The organism is Paenibacillus zeirhizosphaerae, assembly GCF_030705605.1.
Taxonomy (GTDB): domain Bacteria; phylum Bacillota; class Bacilli; order Paenibacillales; family Paenibacillaceae; genus Paenibacillus; species Paenibacillus zeirhizosphaerae.
This window is the reverse complement of the sequence record NZ_JAPCKK010000011.1, coordinates 110,717-126,996: the sequence shown is the minus strand read 5'-3', so window position 1 is coordinate 126,996 and position 16,280 is coordinate 110,717. Positions and strand designations below refer to the sequence as shown.

Here is a 16,280-nt window from a genome sequence, read left to right as displayed (position 1 = left end):
TTACTTCCCCTTTATCGTATTGATATTCCAATGCCAGTAGGCAACTGTTGCTCTCAACATATGCTTCAACAAGTACCGGACGGCGATGAACAAGAGCATACCGATGCCAGTCAAGATCAGAGAGAGGAAAAACTCGGAAATATTGAAGGTGCGGTATACGATCACTTCTGCGGCGACTGCGGCAGGGGCCAGAGTAAAAGCGGTCATGACTGCGCCAAGAGCAACCCACAACGTCCAGCACACCGCAAACAAAGGCAATCCCAGAATCAGATTCAGGAAAATCAGACCGCAGGCCGTAAAAAAAGTCCGCACCCGATCCCCTGCAGGTCTAGCCTGCCGGAAGGCTTCTGGCTGAGCACCGGCATAACCGAGAGCTTCCTTGGCGATATCCTCCGGGCGTCCCAGGGCGCGCGAAATTTCCTCCTCGCTTTTGCCTTGCTGCAGGCCAAACTCATAGTGCTGGTTCATATCCTCCAGGAGCTCATGCTTCGCTTCCGCAGGAAGAGGTGCCAGGCGCTGTTCAAGCTCATTCAAAAATTGTTGTCTATTCATCAAAATCCCTTTCCTCCAGTAAATTTCCGACATTGCGCACAAAGTCGTTCCAATCCTGCTTCAGCTCGTGCATGTATTTCCGCCCTGTATCGGTCAGGCGATAATACTTGCGTGGAGGACCTTCCGTCGATTCCTGCAGATAGGTGGTGCAGAAGCCCTCGCTGACGAGCCGCCGGAGAAGGGGATACAGCGCACCTTCCGCAACCTCGACATGCCGGGAGACTGCCTGCACAAGCTCATATCCGTAGCGGTCCCTGCGGCCGATCAAAACAAGAACACATAGCTCCAGCACTCCTTTTTTAAACTGGATATTTACACTCACAGGCCGTACTCCTTCATTGGGTAAATTAAATTGACGTCTATATTGGCCAATACTCAGTACTGATTAATGAATAATAGTAGCTGTGTATAATTTATCATTAGCTATTGAATAATGCAAGGTACTGTTTTGTAAAAAACAAGAGAGGGTATGAAAACGCGAAAAAAGCCCTTTAAGCCGGAAACGGCGTTCAGGGCCATTATCGGCTAGGGGAGGGTCAGACTCCACAAACCTTCAACGGTCGCGGGACTTTTTAATTGTAATTTTGTTCGTAGGCACATATTCCGGCGATGCGGCCTGGCTGCCGTGGTTCAGCACGGACACTGCTTTTCTGGCTGTGTCCGTAACGGTGTGCAGAATTTGGCCTACATCATGTGCGGAGTTCACGATGGAATCCATAGCCCGCATTTTGTCCTTGACCTCAAGGGCTATTTCGTTGGCATGCTGGAGCACGTCGCCCGCCTCGCTGCTCAACTCCCGGAGGGTGGCTCGTGCCTCGGCCAGCGTTTTGTTCGCTTCGTCCAGGGAGACCATCATTTTGCGCAGCAGCATGATGATGCTGATGACCAGCCCGACAAAAGCAACGGCGATCAGGAAAACACTGAATTCAACCGGCATACACCATCCTCCTTTTGCTACCATGGTATGTACAAGTTCATGGGCTTTATGCCTAATATTTGTATTTACCAGGCTGAAGAAGACGGTGTGCGGCGCTATATTATAGAGGTACAGGCTGCCAATCGATTACCCGGTCGGCCGCCAGGCTGCTGTGAACATCCACACACCGCTGATTGCGGCTTCCCCGGAAGGGGAGGGAGACATCCTTTTCTTCTTCAATAAAAGGTCCGTCCACGATGACCTCGCATAGTCTGGCAAGCTCAAGCATGCTCGGCTCCTGGATCAGCACCTCAAATGTAAAGCCCGTATATGCCCAGATCGTGTGGCCTGGGCAGGTAGCTCTGTAATCACGCACGAACGGGATGCAGTCCGCCGCCGAGAAAAAGGGGTCGCCACCGCACAGCGTAAGCCCGTCCAGCAATGGGTTGGCAGCCGCTTCCCGGATGACGGACTGCTGCAGCTCCCGGGTAAAGGGTTCCCCTGCACGAAAGCTCCATGAGGCAGGGTTAAAGCAGCCGGGACAGGCGTGACGGCAGCCGCTGATGAATACGACTGAACGCAGGCCGCTTCCTTCATTCAGCGATTCGGGAATATAGCCGCACCAATTCATCGGTGCTTCACCCGGTCTCGAACCTCTGCCTGCTTGGCAACGTTAAAGCGGACGGTATAATCTCCGGTCAGATATCCGGTTACGCGCCGTAGCCGCTGAAAGTGGGTGATTCCCTCCTCCGCGCCGCATTGCGGGCATTCACTGCCAATGATGCCTTCGTAGCCGCAATCCGGGCAGCGGTCAATCGGATGATTGATGGAGAAGTAGCCGATATTCTGGGAGAGAGCATATTGCACGATGGAGCGGAATGCTTCCGGGTTGCTGCGGGCATTGCCGTCCAGCTCAACATAGGAGATGGCGCCAGCATTGCAGTAAGTATGGAATGGGGCTTCAAGATCAATTTTGCGGGCCGCTGTCAGCTTGTAATAAACAGGAATATGAAAGGAGTTGGTATAGTACTCCCGGTCCGTAACCTCTGCAATCCTGCCAAAATCCGCTACATCCATTTTCGTGAATTTGCCGGCAAGCCCTTCGGCGGGCGTCGCAAACAGGGTAATATTCAGGTCATACGCTTCGCTCATCCGGTCACAGAAGCTCCGTATCGCGGCAATGACACGTTGCGCCTCCCTATGCACTGTATCGTTCTCTCCATGGTGCATGCCATACATGGCCTTCATACATTCGGCCAGCCCAATAAATCCGATGGCCAGTGTACCATGCTTCAGCAGGCTGCCGACCTCTTCCTCGGGAGACAACTGTCCGCCACCTTCCCATACATCCTCCCTCATCATGAAATCGGAGGCCTTCGCAGGCTGCTTGGCCTGAATGCGGTACCGATGAATCAGCCCCTCCACGGCAATGCTCATGCTTTGCTCCAGCTTGACGTAGAATCCCTTGATATCCGGATGGCTGCGGTTTCCTCTGCATATGCCGTGCTCTATGCCGATACGCGGGAGATTGATTGTATTAAAGGAAAGATTGCCTTTCCCGCTCTGGCGGTTTCGGCCGAACCGGTCGCCGATGGTACGGGTGCGACAGCCCATGGTCGCTATAATCGTGTCGGGGTCATTTTCCCGGTAATACGGCAGATTAAAAGAAGCATCCACGTTGACGAAGTTCGGGTAAAGCCGTTTGCTGGAGCATTCGATGGCCAGCAGGAACAGGTCATAGTTAGGATCGGCGGGAGCCTGATTGATCCCCTGCTTACACTGGAAAATATGCTGTGGAAACACCGGCGTCTCTCCGGCGCCAAGCCCGCTGATGGTCGCTTCCAGCAGCGCGTGTGATACAAGCCTTCCTTCCGGGGAAGTACACATGCCGTAATTCAGCGAGGTAAAAGGGATCTGTCCTCCAGCCCGGCTGCTCATCGTATTCAGGTTATGGATAAGGGACTCCGCCGCCTGGCGCGTTTCCGTGCATGTCTCTTCCATGGCGAACGCATAGGAGCGGGGGCAGGCTAACCGGGCATGTCCACTTTCTATATGTATTTGTTCGTCCGCAAGGGAGAACGCCTCATCAAAAAGCCGCTGCCCCTTGCTGAAATGCCGTCGGAAAGAGCGGGCTACATAAGGCGCAAGATCCCAGTCGATCTTGTTGGCGGATACACCGCCGAATTGGCTGTTCTGCTGCGCCTGAAAAATAATGGCCACCAGCGCCATAGCCGACATGATGGTCTGTGGCGTTCGCACCGAGCCGTTGCCGGTATTGAAGCCTCGTGCCAGCAGTCTGTCAAAAGGAATAAAGATACAGTTGGTTGTGCCAAGCGCATACTGGTCCAGATCATGGACATAGACATATCCCTGATCTATCGCTTGTTGGAGCTCCCGCGGGAGAATGTGTTCCCGGGCATACCACTTGGCGTATTCCGATCCCAGCCGGCTCATTTTGCCGCTGAACGATTCCCCGTTCAGATTGGCATTCTCACGCAGGATGTCGGGGTCACGTGCTCCGATCACCCGTTCACCAATGGCATGGACATTTTGTTCTGACAGCATATTCATGTAGGTTCCTCCGGATTTCACAATATGTAGAACACAGTCCCTTTATTTTAGCTAGATATTGTATTGGGTTATGTGATGTTGGTCACACCGCGCAAGGGACCGCCTTGAACTTGACGCTCTCTTCACGTACAATGCAGTACAACGGATTTTTACATTATTAGGGGTGTCATTATTGTGACTATGGAAAAAAAAGCACGGACGGCGACGCCCAAGTGGCTTGGCGTAGCCGTTCAGGCGCTCGTGTATTTGAATAGAGACGACGGAGAGTTGTGTTCAAGCGGGGAAATCGCAGGGGCGATCGGAAGCGAAGTAACGCTTGTAAGACGTGTTCTGACCCGGCTTGTGCAGGCGGAGATGGTTACGGCCAGAGAAGGAAGAGATGGCGGGTATATGCTTGCCAGATCCGCCGATGAAATTACACTAGCGGATATTTACCGGGCGGTGGAGATTTGCGATCCCATCTGTCCAGGCATTCTGCATAGACCAGAGGACAATGAATTTTGCACGGATGTAACAGATGCTGTCTCGGAAATTATCGAGGCGACTGAAAAAAAGATGCTGGAGTTATGGGATTCCTACACGCTGGCTTCCCTCGTCCGGCGTTGTGAGAGCGAATCACAGCACATTTAATTGGACATAATTATAATGATCTAATATACTATGGTTGTTATAACCACAGTATATTTTTTTGGCGTTTATTACATAGGTAAGTATAGGAGGAGTTTAAACAATGAAGCATGATTCGTTATTCCAGTCCTTTACCCTGCCTGCTTCGGGCATTCAGTTGAAAAACCGGGTCGTTATGGCTCCCATGACGAACAGCGCTTCCCATGAGAACGGAGACGTGAGCGACGATGAACTGGCTTACTATCGCGAGCGCTCTGGGGGAGTCGGTGCGGTCATTACAGCCGTAGCCAATGTAACCGAGGACGGCATCGGGTTCGACGGCGAGGTAGGCGTCTACGATGATCGTCATATCGAAGGCTTGACGCGGCTTGCCGATACGATTCACGCGGAAGGAGCCAAGGCGATTCTGCAGGTGTTCCATGCCGGACGGCTTGCACCTCTTCATCTGCTGAAAGGCGGCTCTCCAATCAGTGCCAGCGCCATCGCACACACGGATATGGAAGGCAAGGACCTGCCTGTTCCCCGCGAGATGACAACAGAGGATATCCAGCGTGTCATTCAGGCTTTCGGAGAGGCTACGAGACGTGCCATCAAGGCGGGCTTCGATGGTATAGAGATCCACGGAGCCAACCGTTATCTCATTCAGCAGTTCTTCTCTCCGTATACGAATCGGCGTGAGGATCAATGGGGCGGCAGTCTGGAAAAGCGAATCGCATTTCCGCTGGCTGTAGTGGCCGAGGTGAAAAGAGCGGTGAAAGAGCATGCGCAGCGCCCCTTCATCATCGGTTATCGTATTTCGCCTGAAGAGCATTACGAGCCAGGGATTACAATCGAAGACTCGCTGTATCTGGTCGACCGCATTGCGGATGAGTCCATTGATTATATTCATCTGTCCACGATGAATTTCTTCGAGGGCTCGATTCGGGATCAGAATGACACCCGTCTCCCGACTGTCCGGGTTCATGAGAAGGTAGGGGACCGGGTGGCTGTGATCGGGGTAGGCTCTATTCATACGCCGGAGGAAGCAGCAAGAGCACTTGACACCGGAGTTCCGCTGATTGCACTCGGCCGTCAGCTCCTAGTCGAGCCGCATTGGGTGGAGAAAGTCCAAGGCGGCCGCGAAGGGGAGATCCGGCAGGCAATATCCAGGCAGGCAGGACGCGAGACATTGGTCATGCCTGCCCCTCTGTGGAATATGGTTACGAACGCCCCCGGCTGGGTGCCGGTTGAAGATTGAGCTCTATGAACCATTCAATATAGAGGAACGTTAAAGCCGTGATCTGCTGCTCTGCAGGGGTCACGGCTTTTTTCTTGTATGCCGCGGCCGGGGCAGTACGGGAGGAAGCAGCACGATCGCGGCCGCCATAAAGCATAATTGACTATAGTTTGATGAAGAATTAGGATGTTTATCCACGGATTGACGAGCTATAAAATAAGATTTATACTAGATCTAACAATAAACGATAATCATTCTAATCTGTTATCGATTTTAATCAAATAACTTTATGATATAAAAGGGAGATGCACGGGATGAGATCTCTGAATTTAACCTCACAGCGGCAGGCTGTGTATGATGTTGTACGTGAATCTCATGACCATCCGACAGCAGCGGATGTCATGAACCGGCTGATGGAGCGGGGCTGTAATTTGGCCTATGGCACGGTATATAACTCGTTGCGGTATCTGACGGATAAAGAGCTGATTCGTGAGCTGAAGCTCGGTGAAGCGGCCAGCCGTTATGACGGGCGTATGGATGATCATCAGCATGTCATCTGTCAGGTGTGCGGACGGGTGGATGAAGTGATGAGCGTGGTTCCGTCGGAGTGGGTGAAGGAAGTTTCTGCTGAAACGGGGTATGATATTGCTCATGCTCATGTCGTATTCGGAGGGGTGTGTCCGGAATGCCAAAGCAAACGAATCAGGTAAACCAAGCGGTGACAAGAGTTCGGCTGCCAGGGACTGTGCGGGCGCGCTTTGCCCCGACAGCACCCGCGCCGGCTAATCAGCCTTTACAATGTACAACTACACGGCGGATCGCGCTGATCAGCGCTGTTCCGGGTGTTGTGCAGGTATGGGTTCGGATGCTGACGGATGCTTGTTATGATGTGATGGCGTTTCACCGCTGGAGTCCTGAGCTGCAGGCGCAATTGTCTCCAGATCTGATTCTTTTTGACGCAACCGTCTTTGAAGATGCGTTCGAGTTGAAGCTGTGGCATGAATCCCTGGAGGAGGGGGCAAGACCACGCATATACCTTGTGAATGATGCTCTGATGGAGGCTGCCCAGCAGCAACTGCCTCATGAAGAGCTTGTGAGCTGGCCGGCGGCTTCCACCCGACCGGTGCAGCGGATTGAACGTATACTGAGCGGGCGGCTGGGACAGAAGGAACAGGCTGTCTCCGGATCGCGCATCGTGTTCAAGGATATATGGATTGATCGCGGTAAAATGACAGTGTATCAGGGAGAGCGGCTGATTGGCCTGACCAAGACGGAATATGATCTGCTGCTCAAGCTGATTGAAGCTCAGGGCCGTGTCATTTCCCGCGAACAGATGATGCATGATATTTGGGATACGGACTTTATCGGCGGCAGCAATGTGGTGGACGTGCATGTCAAGAGTCTCAGAAAGAAGCTGGGTGACAATGCGGCGGCACCTCATTATATTACCACGGTAAGAGGCGTAGGCTACAGATTGGCCGATTAACAGAATGGAAGCGGGGTCTCGTGAAGAGCCCCGCTTTTTTTATAATCCGCTATGTTTTGGCAGTTGACTTCCATATCGCTCATCACTACAATGGGTAGTGTGAGAGGTGTGCAGGATGAGAAGACTGAACTTTAAGACTGGAGAGAGCGGGCTGAATCATTTTTTCGGACCGCTGGAATCCCGCATTATGGATATTTTATGGGATGCGCCTGACCGGAGCATCAAGGAGGTGCAGACGCTGCTGGAGCATGACAAGGACATTAGCTTCAATACCGTGATGACCGTGATGAACCGTTTGGTGGACAAAGGCGTGCTCAGCAAGCAGCTTCGCGGACGCACCTCGCTGTACCGTCCGGTGCAAAGCCGGGAGACATTTATGGACGAGCAGTCGAAGGAGCTCAGCCATGAGCTGATTGAGCAGTTCGGGCCGCTTGCGGTCAACCATATGATTGATGCCTTGGAAGAAGCCGATCCGGCCCTGATTGAACGGCTTGAACAAAAAATCAAACAATGGAAAAAGGAATCGTGAGCCATGTGGAAAACGCGATCCAAACTGCTATTTACAGCCGGGATAGGCTTGTCGGGCGTCATCCTGCTGCAAATGGGGATGTACGGCGGACATATCGCGTTCGGCTGGGATTTGAACTTTAATGTTTTTCAAATTTGCAGGCAGTTGCTGCATGCCTTCGGCATCGATTACCTAGTCGATGGTCTGACATGGCTGGTCGCACTAACCTTTGCAGTGGCCGGATGGCTTGCCGTACGTCAATGCATCGCAACAAGGAAAGCATTTCTGCGGCTGGACAGCATGCGCAATCAGCAGATGACAGAGCAATTAGGCGCAAGGTATGAGAAGCTGGGAAGCAGGATTTGGGTTATTGATTACGATAAGCCCGCAGCCTTCACGATGGGTTTGCTTTCGCCGAAGATTGTACTGTCCTCCAGACTGTTGTCCATGCTGGATCGGGAAGAAGAAGCGGCGGTTGTCTACCATGAAGCCTACCACATGCTCCATTACGATCCATTGAAAACCTGGCTGCTGCAGATGTGTTCGTCCCTGTTGTTCTATGTTCCCGTCCTTCGGCATATTCTGGAGCATTATAAGACAGCCCGTGAAATTCTGGCGGATAATGAAGCCATTAACCGTACTGGAACGCCGGCCGGGATCGGCAGCGCTCTGCTGAAGCTGCTGCGCAATCCTTCACGTGGTGCCCCCAATCCGCTGATGACAGCCGTGTGCTCTTCATTCGCGGAGACTTCGATTAATTACCGGATCTCGCGGATTCTGGACCCGCACCAGGCGCTGGTGCCCAAGCTGCCTCGGAGGCCTGTCATGATATCATTGTATGTATTGTCTCTGCTGTCCATTCTATTCGCGCTTGCGCTAATCTAGGTGTGCGCGCGAATAGAAGATGTATACAAAGAGAAGTTCATTTTTTTTGATTATTACACTACACCAAGTAGTGATTAAAAAGGAGGAGTATTGATGATGAATCAAACCATGACAAGCTTAGGATTACTGCTGGTTAGATGGATGACGGGCATCATTTTTATCGTTCACGGTGCACAGAAATTCCAGGGACTTGGCGGGACGACAGGGTTCTTCCAGAGCCTCGGACTTCCAGGCTTTCTCGCTCCGACCGTAGCCGCGATCGAGCTTGTTGGCGGTATTCTGCTCGTTTTGGGCTTGGGCACGCGTTTTGCCGGTGCCGCGCTGACGGCGGTTATGATTGGCGTGCTGCTGACCGCCAAGTTTGGCCAAGGGTTTATGGCGATTGAATTTGATCTGATCGTTCTGTTCGGCTCGTTGCAGCAGCTACTTACCGGCGCAGGAGCGTATTCGGTGGATGCGGTCATTGCCCGCAAAAGATCCGGAGTCAGCAACACCCAAACCGTTTAATTAGGATAGCTTCTTAGACACAAAAGAAGGACCGAACCGGGCAAATGATCACACCGGTTCGGTCTTTTTTATTTTGTATAACGTTTCAATTCTTCATAGAAATTCTCCCTGGAACCCGCCAAAATAACGACGACAAGTTCCCCGTCATCATTTTCTTCAACTCGATAAGCAATCTCATAATTAGTGCCTTGATACGATACGTCGTAACCATACACACCTGTTAAGTCGCCTGTTTTTTGCTCTCCTATATAAGGATCCATTCTTATTGCATCAATTGCATCTAAATAGCGTTTTTTAAGTGGTTTTTCAACTAGCTTTTTGAAATATTTTTTCGCTGGAGCGAGATATGTGACGGGTAACATTTAATCCCCCATAACGTCGCCAAACAATTCATCCGTTTCATCATCGGTGCCATTGTAGTCACGAGCAGTCTGTACGGATTCGGCAATTAGTGTTTTTACAGCTCCGTGCAATTCGGCCTGTCTTTCACGGAACTTAGTCAGCAATTCCTGTTCCTTATATCCTTCTTGAATGAGATCAGCTAAAATCAAATCCCCAAAATAATCATTTCCTATATTCTCACGTACCGGGCGCATAATTATGTTTCGGCCCTTAATGCCAAATTCTACTTCGTCTTTGATGCCTGCTTGTTCAAAAAGTTTTTGAGGTATTGTGACTTGGCGTTTTTGGGAGACTCGTGCACGTTTCCATTCCACATGTTCCACCGCCTCATTCGTTATTGTCATAATATACCCTTTCTTTACTTCTTTGTTTCTTTACTTATAGTAAACGATATTTAGTCGTTTGAATAGTGTTTTTCACCTAAGAACTTTGATACAGAAGAGCCGCTAAGGATGCTTTGTTCTCGGAGCGTCTTATGTACATAAATTTACCTGGCAAGACACATCCTAACCTGTGGAACCACATTTGGCCAAGTAAGGAGCAGTGAAGGAGGAGGGCGGATGAAGAAGATCAGATTTCCCTGGAAGGGAAGAAAGCAGCCTGCAGTAAATCGGAGCAAGCAACCTGCCCCAAAGCTGCCGGAAATGAAGTGGCTTGAACGACCGTTGAGCAGCAGCCTTGAAGAAAATGAGAAGGCGATGAAGGATATTTTGCGTGATTGCTCGGATATCATTTTCCGGAAGCTTACGGTGGCACCGGGCCGCAGGGGGTTGTTGGTTTTTCTGGAGGGGACGGTCAAAACTGAGGATTTGCAGATGCATATCCTGCAGCCTGTCATCCAAGCGCTGATCGAGACAAACGAAGGGACAAAGGTGCATCTGGAGCCGGTGGACGAGATGCGGGTCTCACTCTCCCAGGTCAAGTCAACGGATCAATTCCAGCAGGTCACGGAGGCTGTACTAGATGCCAACGCCGTATTGTTTTTGGCGGGTTCGGCGACAGCCTATCTGTTCAGTGTGAAAGGCGGCGCACGGCGCGGTGTGCAGGAGCCTGAGACTGAAGCAGTCATCCGCGGGCCGCGTGAGGGCTTCACCGAGACCCTGCGGGTGAATACGGCCCTGCTGCGTTTCAAGCTGAAGAATCCCATGTTCAAGCTATACGCTCTTACTCTCGGAGAACAGACCAAGACCAGCGTTGCGCTTGCCTACATGGAGGGGATGGCCAGTGAAAAACTGATTGAGGATGTGAAACAAAGACTGCATCAAATCAAGATCGATGCCGTACTGGAAACCGGTTATATTGAAGAACTGATTGAAGACCACCCTCACTCGCCTTTTCCGCAAATGCAGTATACGGAACGGCCGGACACGGTGGTCGCCCAGCTTATGGAAGGACGGTTCGCCATACTCGTTGACGGTACCCCGTTTGCATTGATCGGACCGGTAACGATGTGGCAAATGATGCAGGCCAGCGAGGACTATTACGAACGTTTTTTTATCAGCAATATGGTGCGCTGGATTCGATTTTTTTTTCTGACCATTGCTCTCTTCCTGCCTGCCCTGTACATTGCGGTGACGACCTTCCACCAGGATATGCTTCCTACAACCCTGATTCTGAGCATAGCCGCAGCCCGTGAATCCATTCCTTTTCCGGCGATTGTCGAGGCGATGATGATGGAAGTATCCTTTGAAGCGCTGCGGGAGGCCGGGATTCGGCTGCCGAAGACCGTGGGACAGGCGGTGAGCATTCTCGGGGCACTCGTAATCGGGCAGGCGGCGGTGCAGGCAGGCATTGTTTCGGCGCCTGTTGTGATCATCGTCTCGCTGACCGGGATCGCATCTTTTACGATTCCACGCTTTAACTTTGCCATTACGGTTCGGATGCTGCGTTTTCCGCTCATGATTCTGGCTGGGGCCTTCGGGCTGTTCGGGATCATCATCGGCACGGTTCTGATCACCGTCCATTTGACCAAATTAACCTCCTTCGGGATGCCTTATCTGGCTGGATTCAGCCCTTACAGTCACTCCGATCAGAAGGACATTCTGGTCCGGACACCATGGTGGAACATGATCAGCCGCCCTGCCTGGCTTGTGCCGAACAATCAGCAACGGCAAAAAAGGGGCATGAACGGGGAACAACCCAAGGATAAGGAGTGGTAATCCATGTGGGCGGGAAAAGTACTGCTTCTGCTGATATGTTCATGCCTGCTAGGGGGCTGTTGGGACCGCAAGGAGATCAATGATGTCGCATTTGTCCTGGGAACCGCTGTGGATAAAGAAGGAGAGGAATATAGGGCTACACTGCAAATTGCCTTGCCCAGCCAGCTCAGCACTGCAGGCACTTCGGGAGGAGGGGGAGGCACGAGCGGGGATAAATCCTATTACCTGGAATCGAAGACGGGAAAGACGATGCGGGAGGTGCATGACAAGGAACAGGAGAATGTGTCAAGGGAGCTTAACTATTCACACCGACGGACGCTCATTATAGGAGCGGATATGGCCAGGGAGGGAATTGCCCGCCTGACCGATGTACTGGCCCGTAGCCCGGAGAACAGGCTTTCTGCCCTTATCGTAGTTGCCGAGGGACGCGGATCCGATATTTTTAGGGCTCAGGCGCCGATTGAGCAGTATCCTGCAGAGATGGTACGTGAGCTGGCCTATACTTATATGAAGGAACCGCGCAACCTGAAGCTTCTAATGCACACCATGCTGAGCGAGGGTGTCGATCCTGTAGTGCCTGTTGTCGGGCTTGTAGATAGTTTGCCGAAAGGCTGGAAGGATAATAAAAAAAATATCAAAATCAAAGGCCTGGCCGTGTTCCAGGGAGACAGGATGACCGGTACGGTAAGCCATGGACTGGCGAGGGGGCTGCTGCTTGCTATGGATCAGACCAATTCGACGGAATTCATCATAGAGCCGCCTGAGGGAGAAGGTGAGCTCACGCTGCTGTTAAACGAAACCGACGTTAAGATCAAGCCTTCTGTACAAGGTGATGAGATCAAGATGATCCTTAACCTGCGCGTCAAGGGGGAGCTGAGCGAGAATGAGTCCACTTACAATATGGAACTGCCCCGGAGCATCAAATGGCTTGAGCACGAAGCGGAGGATCTGATCCGCCAAAATGTCGAGGAAAGCATCCGGGTTGTACAACGGGATTACCAATCTGATGCTTTGGGCTTTGGCAGGGTACTTAAAACGAATCTTCCGAAAGTTTGGGATCGAGTAAGGGAACGCTGGTCTACGCTGTATCCGGACGTTGAAGTTGAGGTCCGGACGAATGTGCATATTGAGAACATAGGCGCAATTACGAAGCCCTTTGGGTTAATGGAGGATCAAACTCATGATTGACAAGCTTGTCATTCCGATGCTGTTGATTATTGTGCTCATGTATGTGATGGACCGGAAAAAGCTGAAAAATTCATCCCCAGCAAATTGCTGGTTTGCTTATAGTATCTATGCGGTCAGCTTTGTCATCTGGCTTTGTGAAACAAGTAACTCATCGTCCCTGCTTCACCCTTCGGTGCTGCTAGCCCATGTGATTGATGCGCTGGTTCCTCTGCCCTAAGGGAGAGCTTCTGGAAAGATTTTCGGCCGGGAAGGAGGAATGAAGATGACGAAGCATTTCACAACAAGACAGATTGTTTTTCTTGGCATTCTGATGAGTATAACGGTCACGTCGTTTCATGCGCCGGCACAGGCGGCTGAGGCTGAGCAGCACATGTTCCTAACCCCTCTGCCCGCCGCTCTGGTGCTGGCGTTTTCTGTTTGGGTATTGCGCAGGGTGCAGAGACGGTTTTCTGATCAGGATTTGTTTGCGGCCCTGATTTCCCGGTTTCCCGCCTTTGGACGGCTGCTGGTGCTTTTGTACTTCGTATTCAACCTGGTTGTAATGGCAAGAGACTTGAGAATGTTGACGGATCATGTAACGATTACGCTGCTGCCTTTGACACCAATTATTGCGACCGCTTTTTTTCTGCTGATTACGATCATCTTTATGGTTCGGGGGGGGATCGGCACGTTGGTTGGCATGGCGGAAATGTTTATTCCTTTCCTTATAGCTACGGCGCTGGTTCTGCCGATTGCTTTGGGAAAAGCGATGGATCTGTCGCTTCTGCGGCCTATGTTTGATTTCAATCCCGAAGGCTTTGTCCGTGGAAGCTGGCACATGCTGGCTTACATGGCTGATCTGGCAGTGCTTCCCTATGTACTGTCCGGGAAAAATTACCGGCTCCGCAGCGGGCTTGGCGGGGTCCTGGGCGGCACGCTGCTGCTCATGATTCTGCTGATACTGCAGCAGACCGTGCTCGGCCCGCTGATTACGGCTCGCCTGACCTTCCCGTCCTACGAAATTGCCCGGCAACTGCAAGTTACGGATTTTCTGGATAGGTTCGATCTGCTGATTGCAGCAGCGACACTGCCAACGGTCATCATCAAAGTGGGTTTTGACCTGTATGTGCTGTGCAGTGCTTCAAGGCGGCTGCTGCCTGCTGTCAAGGGTGAGCTTACGGTTCTACCGATAGGAATCCTGGGATTTGTGTGCACCTTTTGGTTTTTCGAAAATCTGCCGCAGGTTTTTGCTTTCAGCAGGGAATGGACAGTATACGTCCTGATCTTCTATGTGGTGCTGCCCGTTGTGTTCCTCGTTATACTGCATCCGAAGAAAGTGTGAGCAATTTGCTGTTGCCTTTTTTGCGCCGAACTGTATACTTGTACCCAAACGTACGAGCAGCAAGGAGGAGCTTTATGGCATTGCGTATGGCAGGCAAGACCGTAGCCTTGGCAGGACCGCGTAAATCGGAGGAAATGAAGTTGTTGGTGGAGAAAATGGGGGGAACGGCGCTGCTGCGTCCGGCGCAGGGGACCGTGTTCCTGGATGATGCCGAGCTCCGCGCTGGCATTGAATCGTGGCTGGCCTCTCCGCCGGATTGGACTCTGCTGACGACAGGCATGGGTCTGGACGCTCTCTATAATATGGCTGATGAAATGGGAGCTACCGAACGGCTGCAGGAGCTGCTGGCAGCATCGCAGCTTGCGGCGCGCGGCTATAAAACGGTGAACGCATTAAAAAAACGCGGATTGATTCCGGTGGTACGAGACGATGACGGAAGCACAACCGGGCTGATCCGTGCTTTTGCCCCCTATAATCTGAAGGATAAGCAAGTGATCCTACAGCTGCATGGGGACCCCGCCCCGCGTCTGGTCGAATGGCTGCAGGAGCAGGGAGCCCATGTCCGCCAGGTGCTTCCTTACAAGCATATTCCGCCGGAAACGAAGGATTTGGAAGACCTTGTCCAGGATATTCTGCAGCGGCAGGTGGATGCTGTTGCGTTTACCAGTGGCCCGCAAATCCGTTTTCTGGCCGAATATGCGCACAGCCGCGGCGTCATGGACGAGGTATTGACCGCCTTCCGCGACGATATTGTCGCAGTCTCGGTCGGGAAAGTTACGGCACAGGCGATGCTGGAGGAAGGAATTGATCGTATTGTCGTGCCTGCCGAAGAGCGTATGGGCAGCATGATGGTCGAGCTGGGAAGATACTTCGAGTCCGGTATTGCCAACGGATATGGGTTGGGAAATGAATAATTCTATACTTTCCAAAAAAAGGGGTGCCAGAAGGTCTGTTGATCTGCGGCACCCCTTTTGAATTATGATATGATACAACGAGAAAGCTGAAATTAGATGACTAATGGATGCTGCTGCTGAATATATATAGAGAGGTGCTGAATCATGAAGTCGATTTGTGTGTTTGCAGGCTCCAACGACGGGGTAGCCCCGGAGTACAGGGAGCAGGCTGCCAGGCTCGGGGAGCACATCGCGCGCCGCGGGCTGCGCCTTATATACGGAGGCTCCAGCTTCGGGCTTATGGGCACGGCAGCCAATGCCGCGCTGGCAAGCGGCGGAGAGGTGACGGGCATCATGCCTACAGCATTGTTTCGGCGGGAGATCGTGCACGAGGGGCTGACGGAGTTTATCGGGGTCAAGGACATGCATGAACGCAAGGCGACGATGCATCGGATGGCCGACGGTTTTATAGCGCTTCCGGGAGGGATTGGCACCTTTGAAGAATTGTTCGAGGTGCTGTGCTGGGCGCAGATCGGTCTGCACAGCAAGCCTGTCGGACTTTTAAATGTAAACGGCTACTATAACCCGTTGATGGAGCTCATTCGCCATAGCGTGCAGGAAGGGTTTGCGGGCCGGACGCATCTGAATCTGATCATGCTTGAGGAAGATGCCGAAGAGCTGGTCAAGAAAATGAGCTCGCATGACGCCCTGTCTCTCCAGCGGACCGGTGATGCGGAAAACGTCTGACGGATGTGAAATGGATCAAGGAAAGCACTGTTTTCATGCTTGCGCTTTCCGCAAAGGCAGGGTTATGATGGACTCACAATAGAAAAGCGACCAGGCAGGGTGCCTTTGCTGAGGAGCAAAGGGTAACAGGGAATCGGGTGCAAGTCCCGAGCGGTCCCGCCACTGTAATGGGGAGGTATTTCTTCAACATGTCACTCGAACGACACCCGGGGAAGACGAAGAAAGCCGATGAACCGAAGCCAGGAGACCTACCTTGCCTGTATGCACCGTAATCCTTCGCGGAAAGGAGTGGTGTACGGATC

At 52.1% G+C, this 16,280-nt stretch carries 20 protein-coding genes and 1 riboswitch; of the genes, 13 read left to right on the top strand and 7 right to left on the bottom strand.

Features of this window, described 5'->3' with window-relative positions; genetic code table 11:
• From OIN60_RS05275 to OIN60_RS05255, 5 genes are all read right to left on the bottom strand, one after another.
• Entirely contained in the window at positions 1–552 is a 552-nt protein-coding gene (locus OIN60_RS05275; RefSeq protein WP_305754090.1) for an HAAS signaling domain-containing protein, read from the bottom strand.
• Entirely contained in the window at positions 545–874 is a 330-nt protein-coding gene (locus OIN60_RS05270; protein WP_305753805.1) for a PadR family transcriptional regulator, read from the bottom strand. The genes OIN60_RS05275 and OIN60_RS05270 overlap by 8 nt, the downstream gene beginning before the upstream one ends.
• A 231-nt stretch (positions 875–1,105) precedes the next feature.
• Positions 1,106–1,489 carry a DUF948 domain-containing protein gene (locus OIN60_RS05265; protein WP_305753804.1) on the bottom strand — a complete coding sequence of 128 codons (384 nt, stop codon included), beginning with the start codon at positions 1,487–1,489 and terminating at the stop codon, positions 1,106–1,108.
• A 100-nt stretch (positions 1,490–1,589) separates the two neighbouring features.
• Complete coding sequence (gene nrdG / locus OIN60_RS05260) at positions 1,590–2,099, bottom strand: anaerobic ribonucleoside-triphosphate reductase activating protein (RefSeq protein WP_305753803.1); 510 nt, start codon at positions 2,097–2,099, stop codon at positions 1,590–1,592.
• On the bottom strand, positions 2,096–4,033 hold the full coding sequence (locus tag OIN60_RS05255) for an anaerobic ribonucleoside triphosphate reductase (RefSeq protein WP_370872401.1): 1,938 nt from the start codon (positions 4,031–4,033) through the stop codon (positions 2,096–2,098). Before OIN60_RS05255 ends, nrdG begins: the two co-directional genes overlap by 4 nt.
• A gap of 186 nt (positions 4,034–4,219) precedes the next feature.
• Between OIN60_RS05255 and OIN60_RS05250 the strand changes: the two genes are divergently transcribed.
• The 7 genes from OIN60_RS05250 to OIN60_RS05220 all read left to right on the top strand — a co-directional run bounded on the left by OIN60_RS05250 (position 4,220) and on the right by OIN60_RS05220 (position 9,268).
• Complete coding sequence (locus OIN60_RS05250) at positions 4,220–4,669, top strand: Rrf2 family transcriptional regulator (RefSeq protein ID WP_370872400.1); 450 nt, start codon at positions 4,220–4,222, stop codon at positions 4,667–4,669.
• Between the two features lie 100 nt (positions 4,670–4,769).
• On the top strand, positions 4,770–5,903 hold the full coding sequence (locus OIN60_RS05245; RefSeq protein WP_305753800.1) for an NADH-dependent flavin oxidoreductase: 1,134 nt from the start codon (positions 4,770–4,772) through the stop codon (positions 5,901–5,903).
• A gap of 293 nt (positions 5,904–6,196) precedes the next feature.
• Complete coding sequence (locus OIN60_RS05240; RefSeq protein WP_305753799.1) at positions 6,197–6,592, top strand: Fur family transcriptional regulator; 396 nt, start codon at positions 6,197–6,199, stop codon at positions 6,590–6,592.
• The gene (locus tag OIN60_RS05235; protein WP_305753798.1) at positions 6,568–7,368 is read left to right on the top strand and encodes a winged helix-turn-helix domain-containing protein; all 801 of its coding nucleotides are present in this window, start codon (positions 6,568–6,570) and stop codon (positions 7,366–7,368) included. The genes OIN60_RS05240 and OIN60_RS05235 overlap by 25 nt, the downstream gene beginning before the upstream one ends.
• Before the next feature lie 115 nt (positions 7,369–7,483).
• A complete protein-coding gene (locus tag OIN60_RS05230; RefSeq protein ID WP_305753797.1) occupies positions 7,484–7,897 on the top strand; it encodes a BlaI/MecI/CopY family transcriptional regulator in 414 nt (137 codons plus the stop codon).
• A gap of 3 nt (positions 7,898–7,900) precedes the next feature.
• On the top strand, positions 7,901–8,761 hold the full coding sequence (locus tag OIN60_RS05225; RefSeq protein WP_305753796.1) for a M56 family metallopeptidase: 861 nt from the start codon (positions 7,901–7,903) through the stop codon (positions 8,759–8,761).
• A gap of 96 nt (positions 8,762–8,857) precedes the next feature.
• The gene (locus OIN60_RS05220; protein ID WP_305754089.1) at positions 8,858–9,268 is read left to right on the top strand and encodes a DoxX family protein; all 411 of its coding nucleotides are present in this window, start codon (positions 8,858–8,860) and stop codon (positions 9,266–9,268) included.
• 68 nt (positions 9,269–9,336) lie between these two features.
• Here the strand turns inward: OIN60_RS05220 and OIN60_RS05215 are convergent, their stop codons facing one another.
• On the bottom strand, positions 9,337–9,630 hold the full coding sequence (locus OIN60_RS05215; RefSeq protein ID WP_305753795.1) for a type II toxin-antitoxin system RelE/ParE family toxin: 294 nt from the start codon (positions 9,628–9,630) through the stop codon (positions 9,337–9,339).
• Entirely contained in the window at positions 9,631–9,984 is a 354-nt protein-coding gene (locus OIN60_RS05210) for an AbrB/MazE/SpoVT family DNA-binding domain-containing protein (protein WP_305753794.1), read from the bottom strand. It abuts the gene before it with no gap.
• A 246-nt stretch (positions 9,985–10,230) separates the two neighbouring features.
• On the opposite strand from OIN60_RS05210, the gene OIN60_RS05205 reads away from it, so the two are divergent.
• From OIN60_RS05205 to OIN60_RS05180, 6 genes are all read left to right on the top strand, one after another.
• Entirely contained in the window at positions 10,231–11,829 is a 1,599-nt protein-coding gene (locus OIN60_RS05205; protein WP_370872379.1) for a spore germination protein, read from the top strand.
• A gap of 3 nt (positions 11,830–11,832) precedes the next feature.
• A complete protein-coding gene (locus OIN60_RS05200) occupies positions 11,833–13,017 on the top strand; it encodes a Ger(x)C family spore germination protein (RefSeq protein ID WP_305753793.1) in 1,185 nt (394 codons plus the stop codon).
• Positions 13,010–13,234 (top strand): hypothetical protein, encoded by a 225-nt coding sequence (locus tag OIN60_RS05195; RefSeq protein ID WP_305753792.1) that lies wholly within the window; start codon positions 13,010–13,012, stop codon positions 13,232–13,234. Before OIN60_RS05200 ends, OIN60_RS05195 begins: the two co-directional genes overlap by 8 nt.
• A 45-nt stretch (positions 13,235–13,279) precedes the next feature.
• A complete protein-coding gene (locus OIN60_RS05190) occupies positions 13,280–14,338 on the top strand; it encodes a GerAB/ArcD/ProY family transporter (protein WP_305753791.1) in 1,059 nt (352 codons plus the stop codon).
• Between the two features lie 74 nt (positions 14,339–14,412).
• Complete coding sequence (locus OIN60_RS05185; RefSeq protein WP_305753790.1) at positions 14,413–15,252, top strand: uroporphyrinogen-III synthase; 840 nt, start codon at positions 14,413–14,415, stop codon at positions 15,250–15,252.
• 144 nt (positions 15,253–15,396) lie between these two features.
• A complete protein-coding gene (locus OIN60_RS05180; protein ID WP_305753789.1) occupies positions 15,397–15,978 on the top strand; it encodes an LOG family protein in 582 nt (193 codons plus the stop codon).
• 80 nt (positions 15,979–16,058) lie between these two features.
• Positions 16,059–16,248: riboswitch (cobalamin riboswitch) on the top strand.
• Positions 16,249–16,280 lie beyond the last annotated feature (32 nt).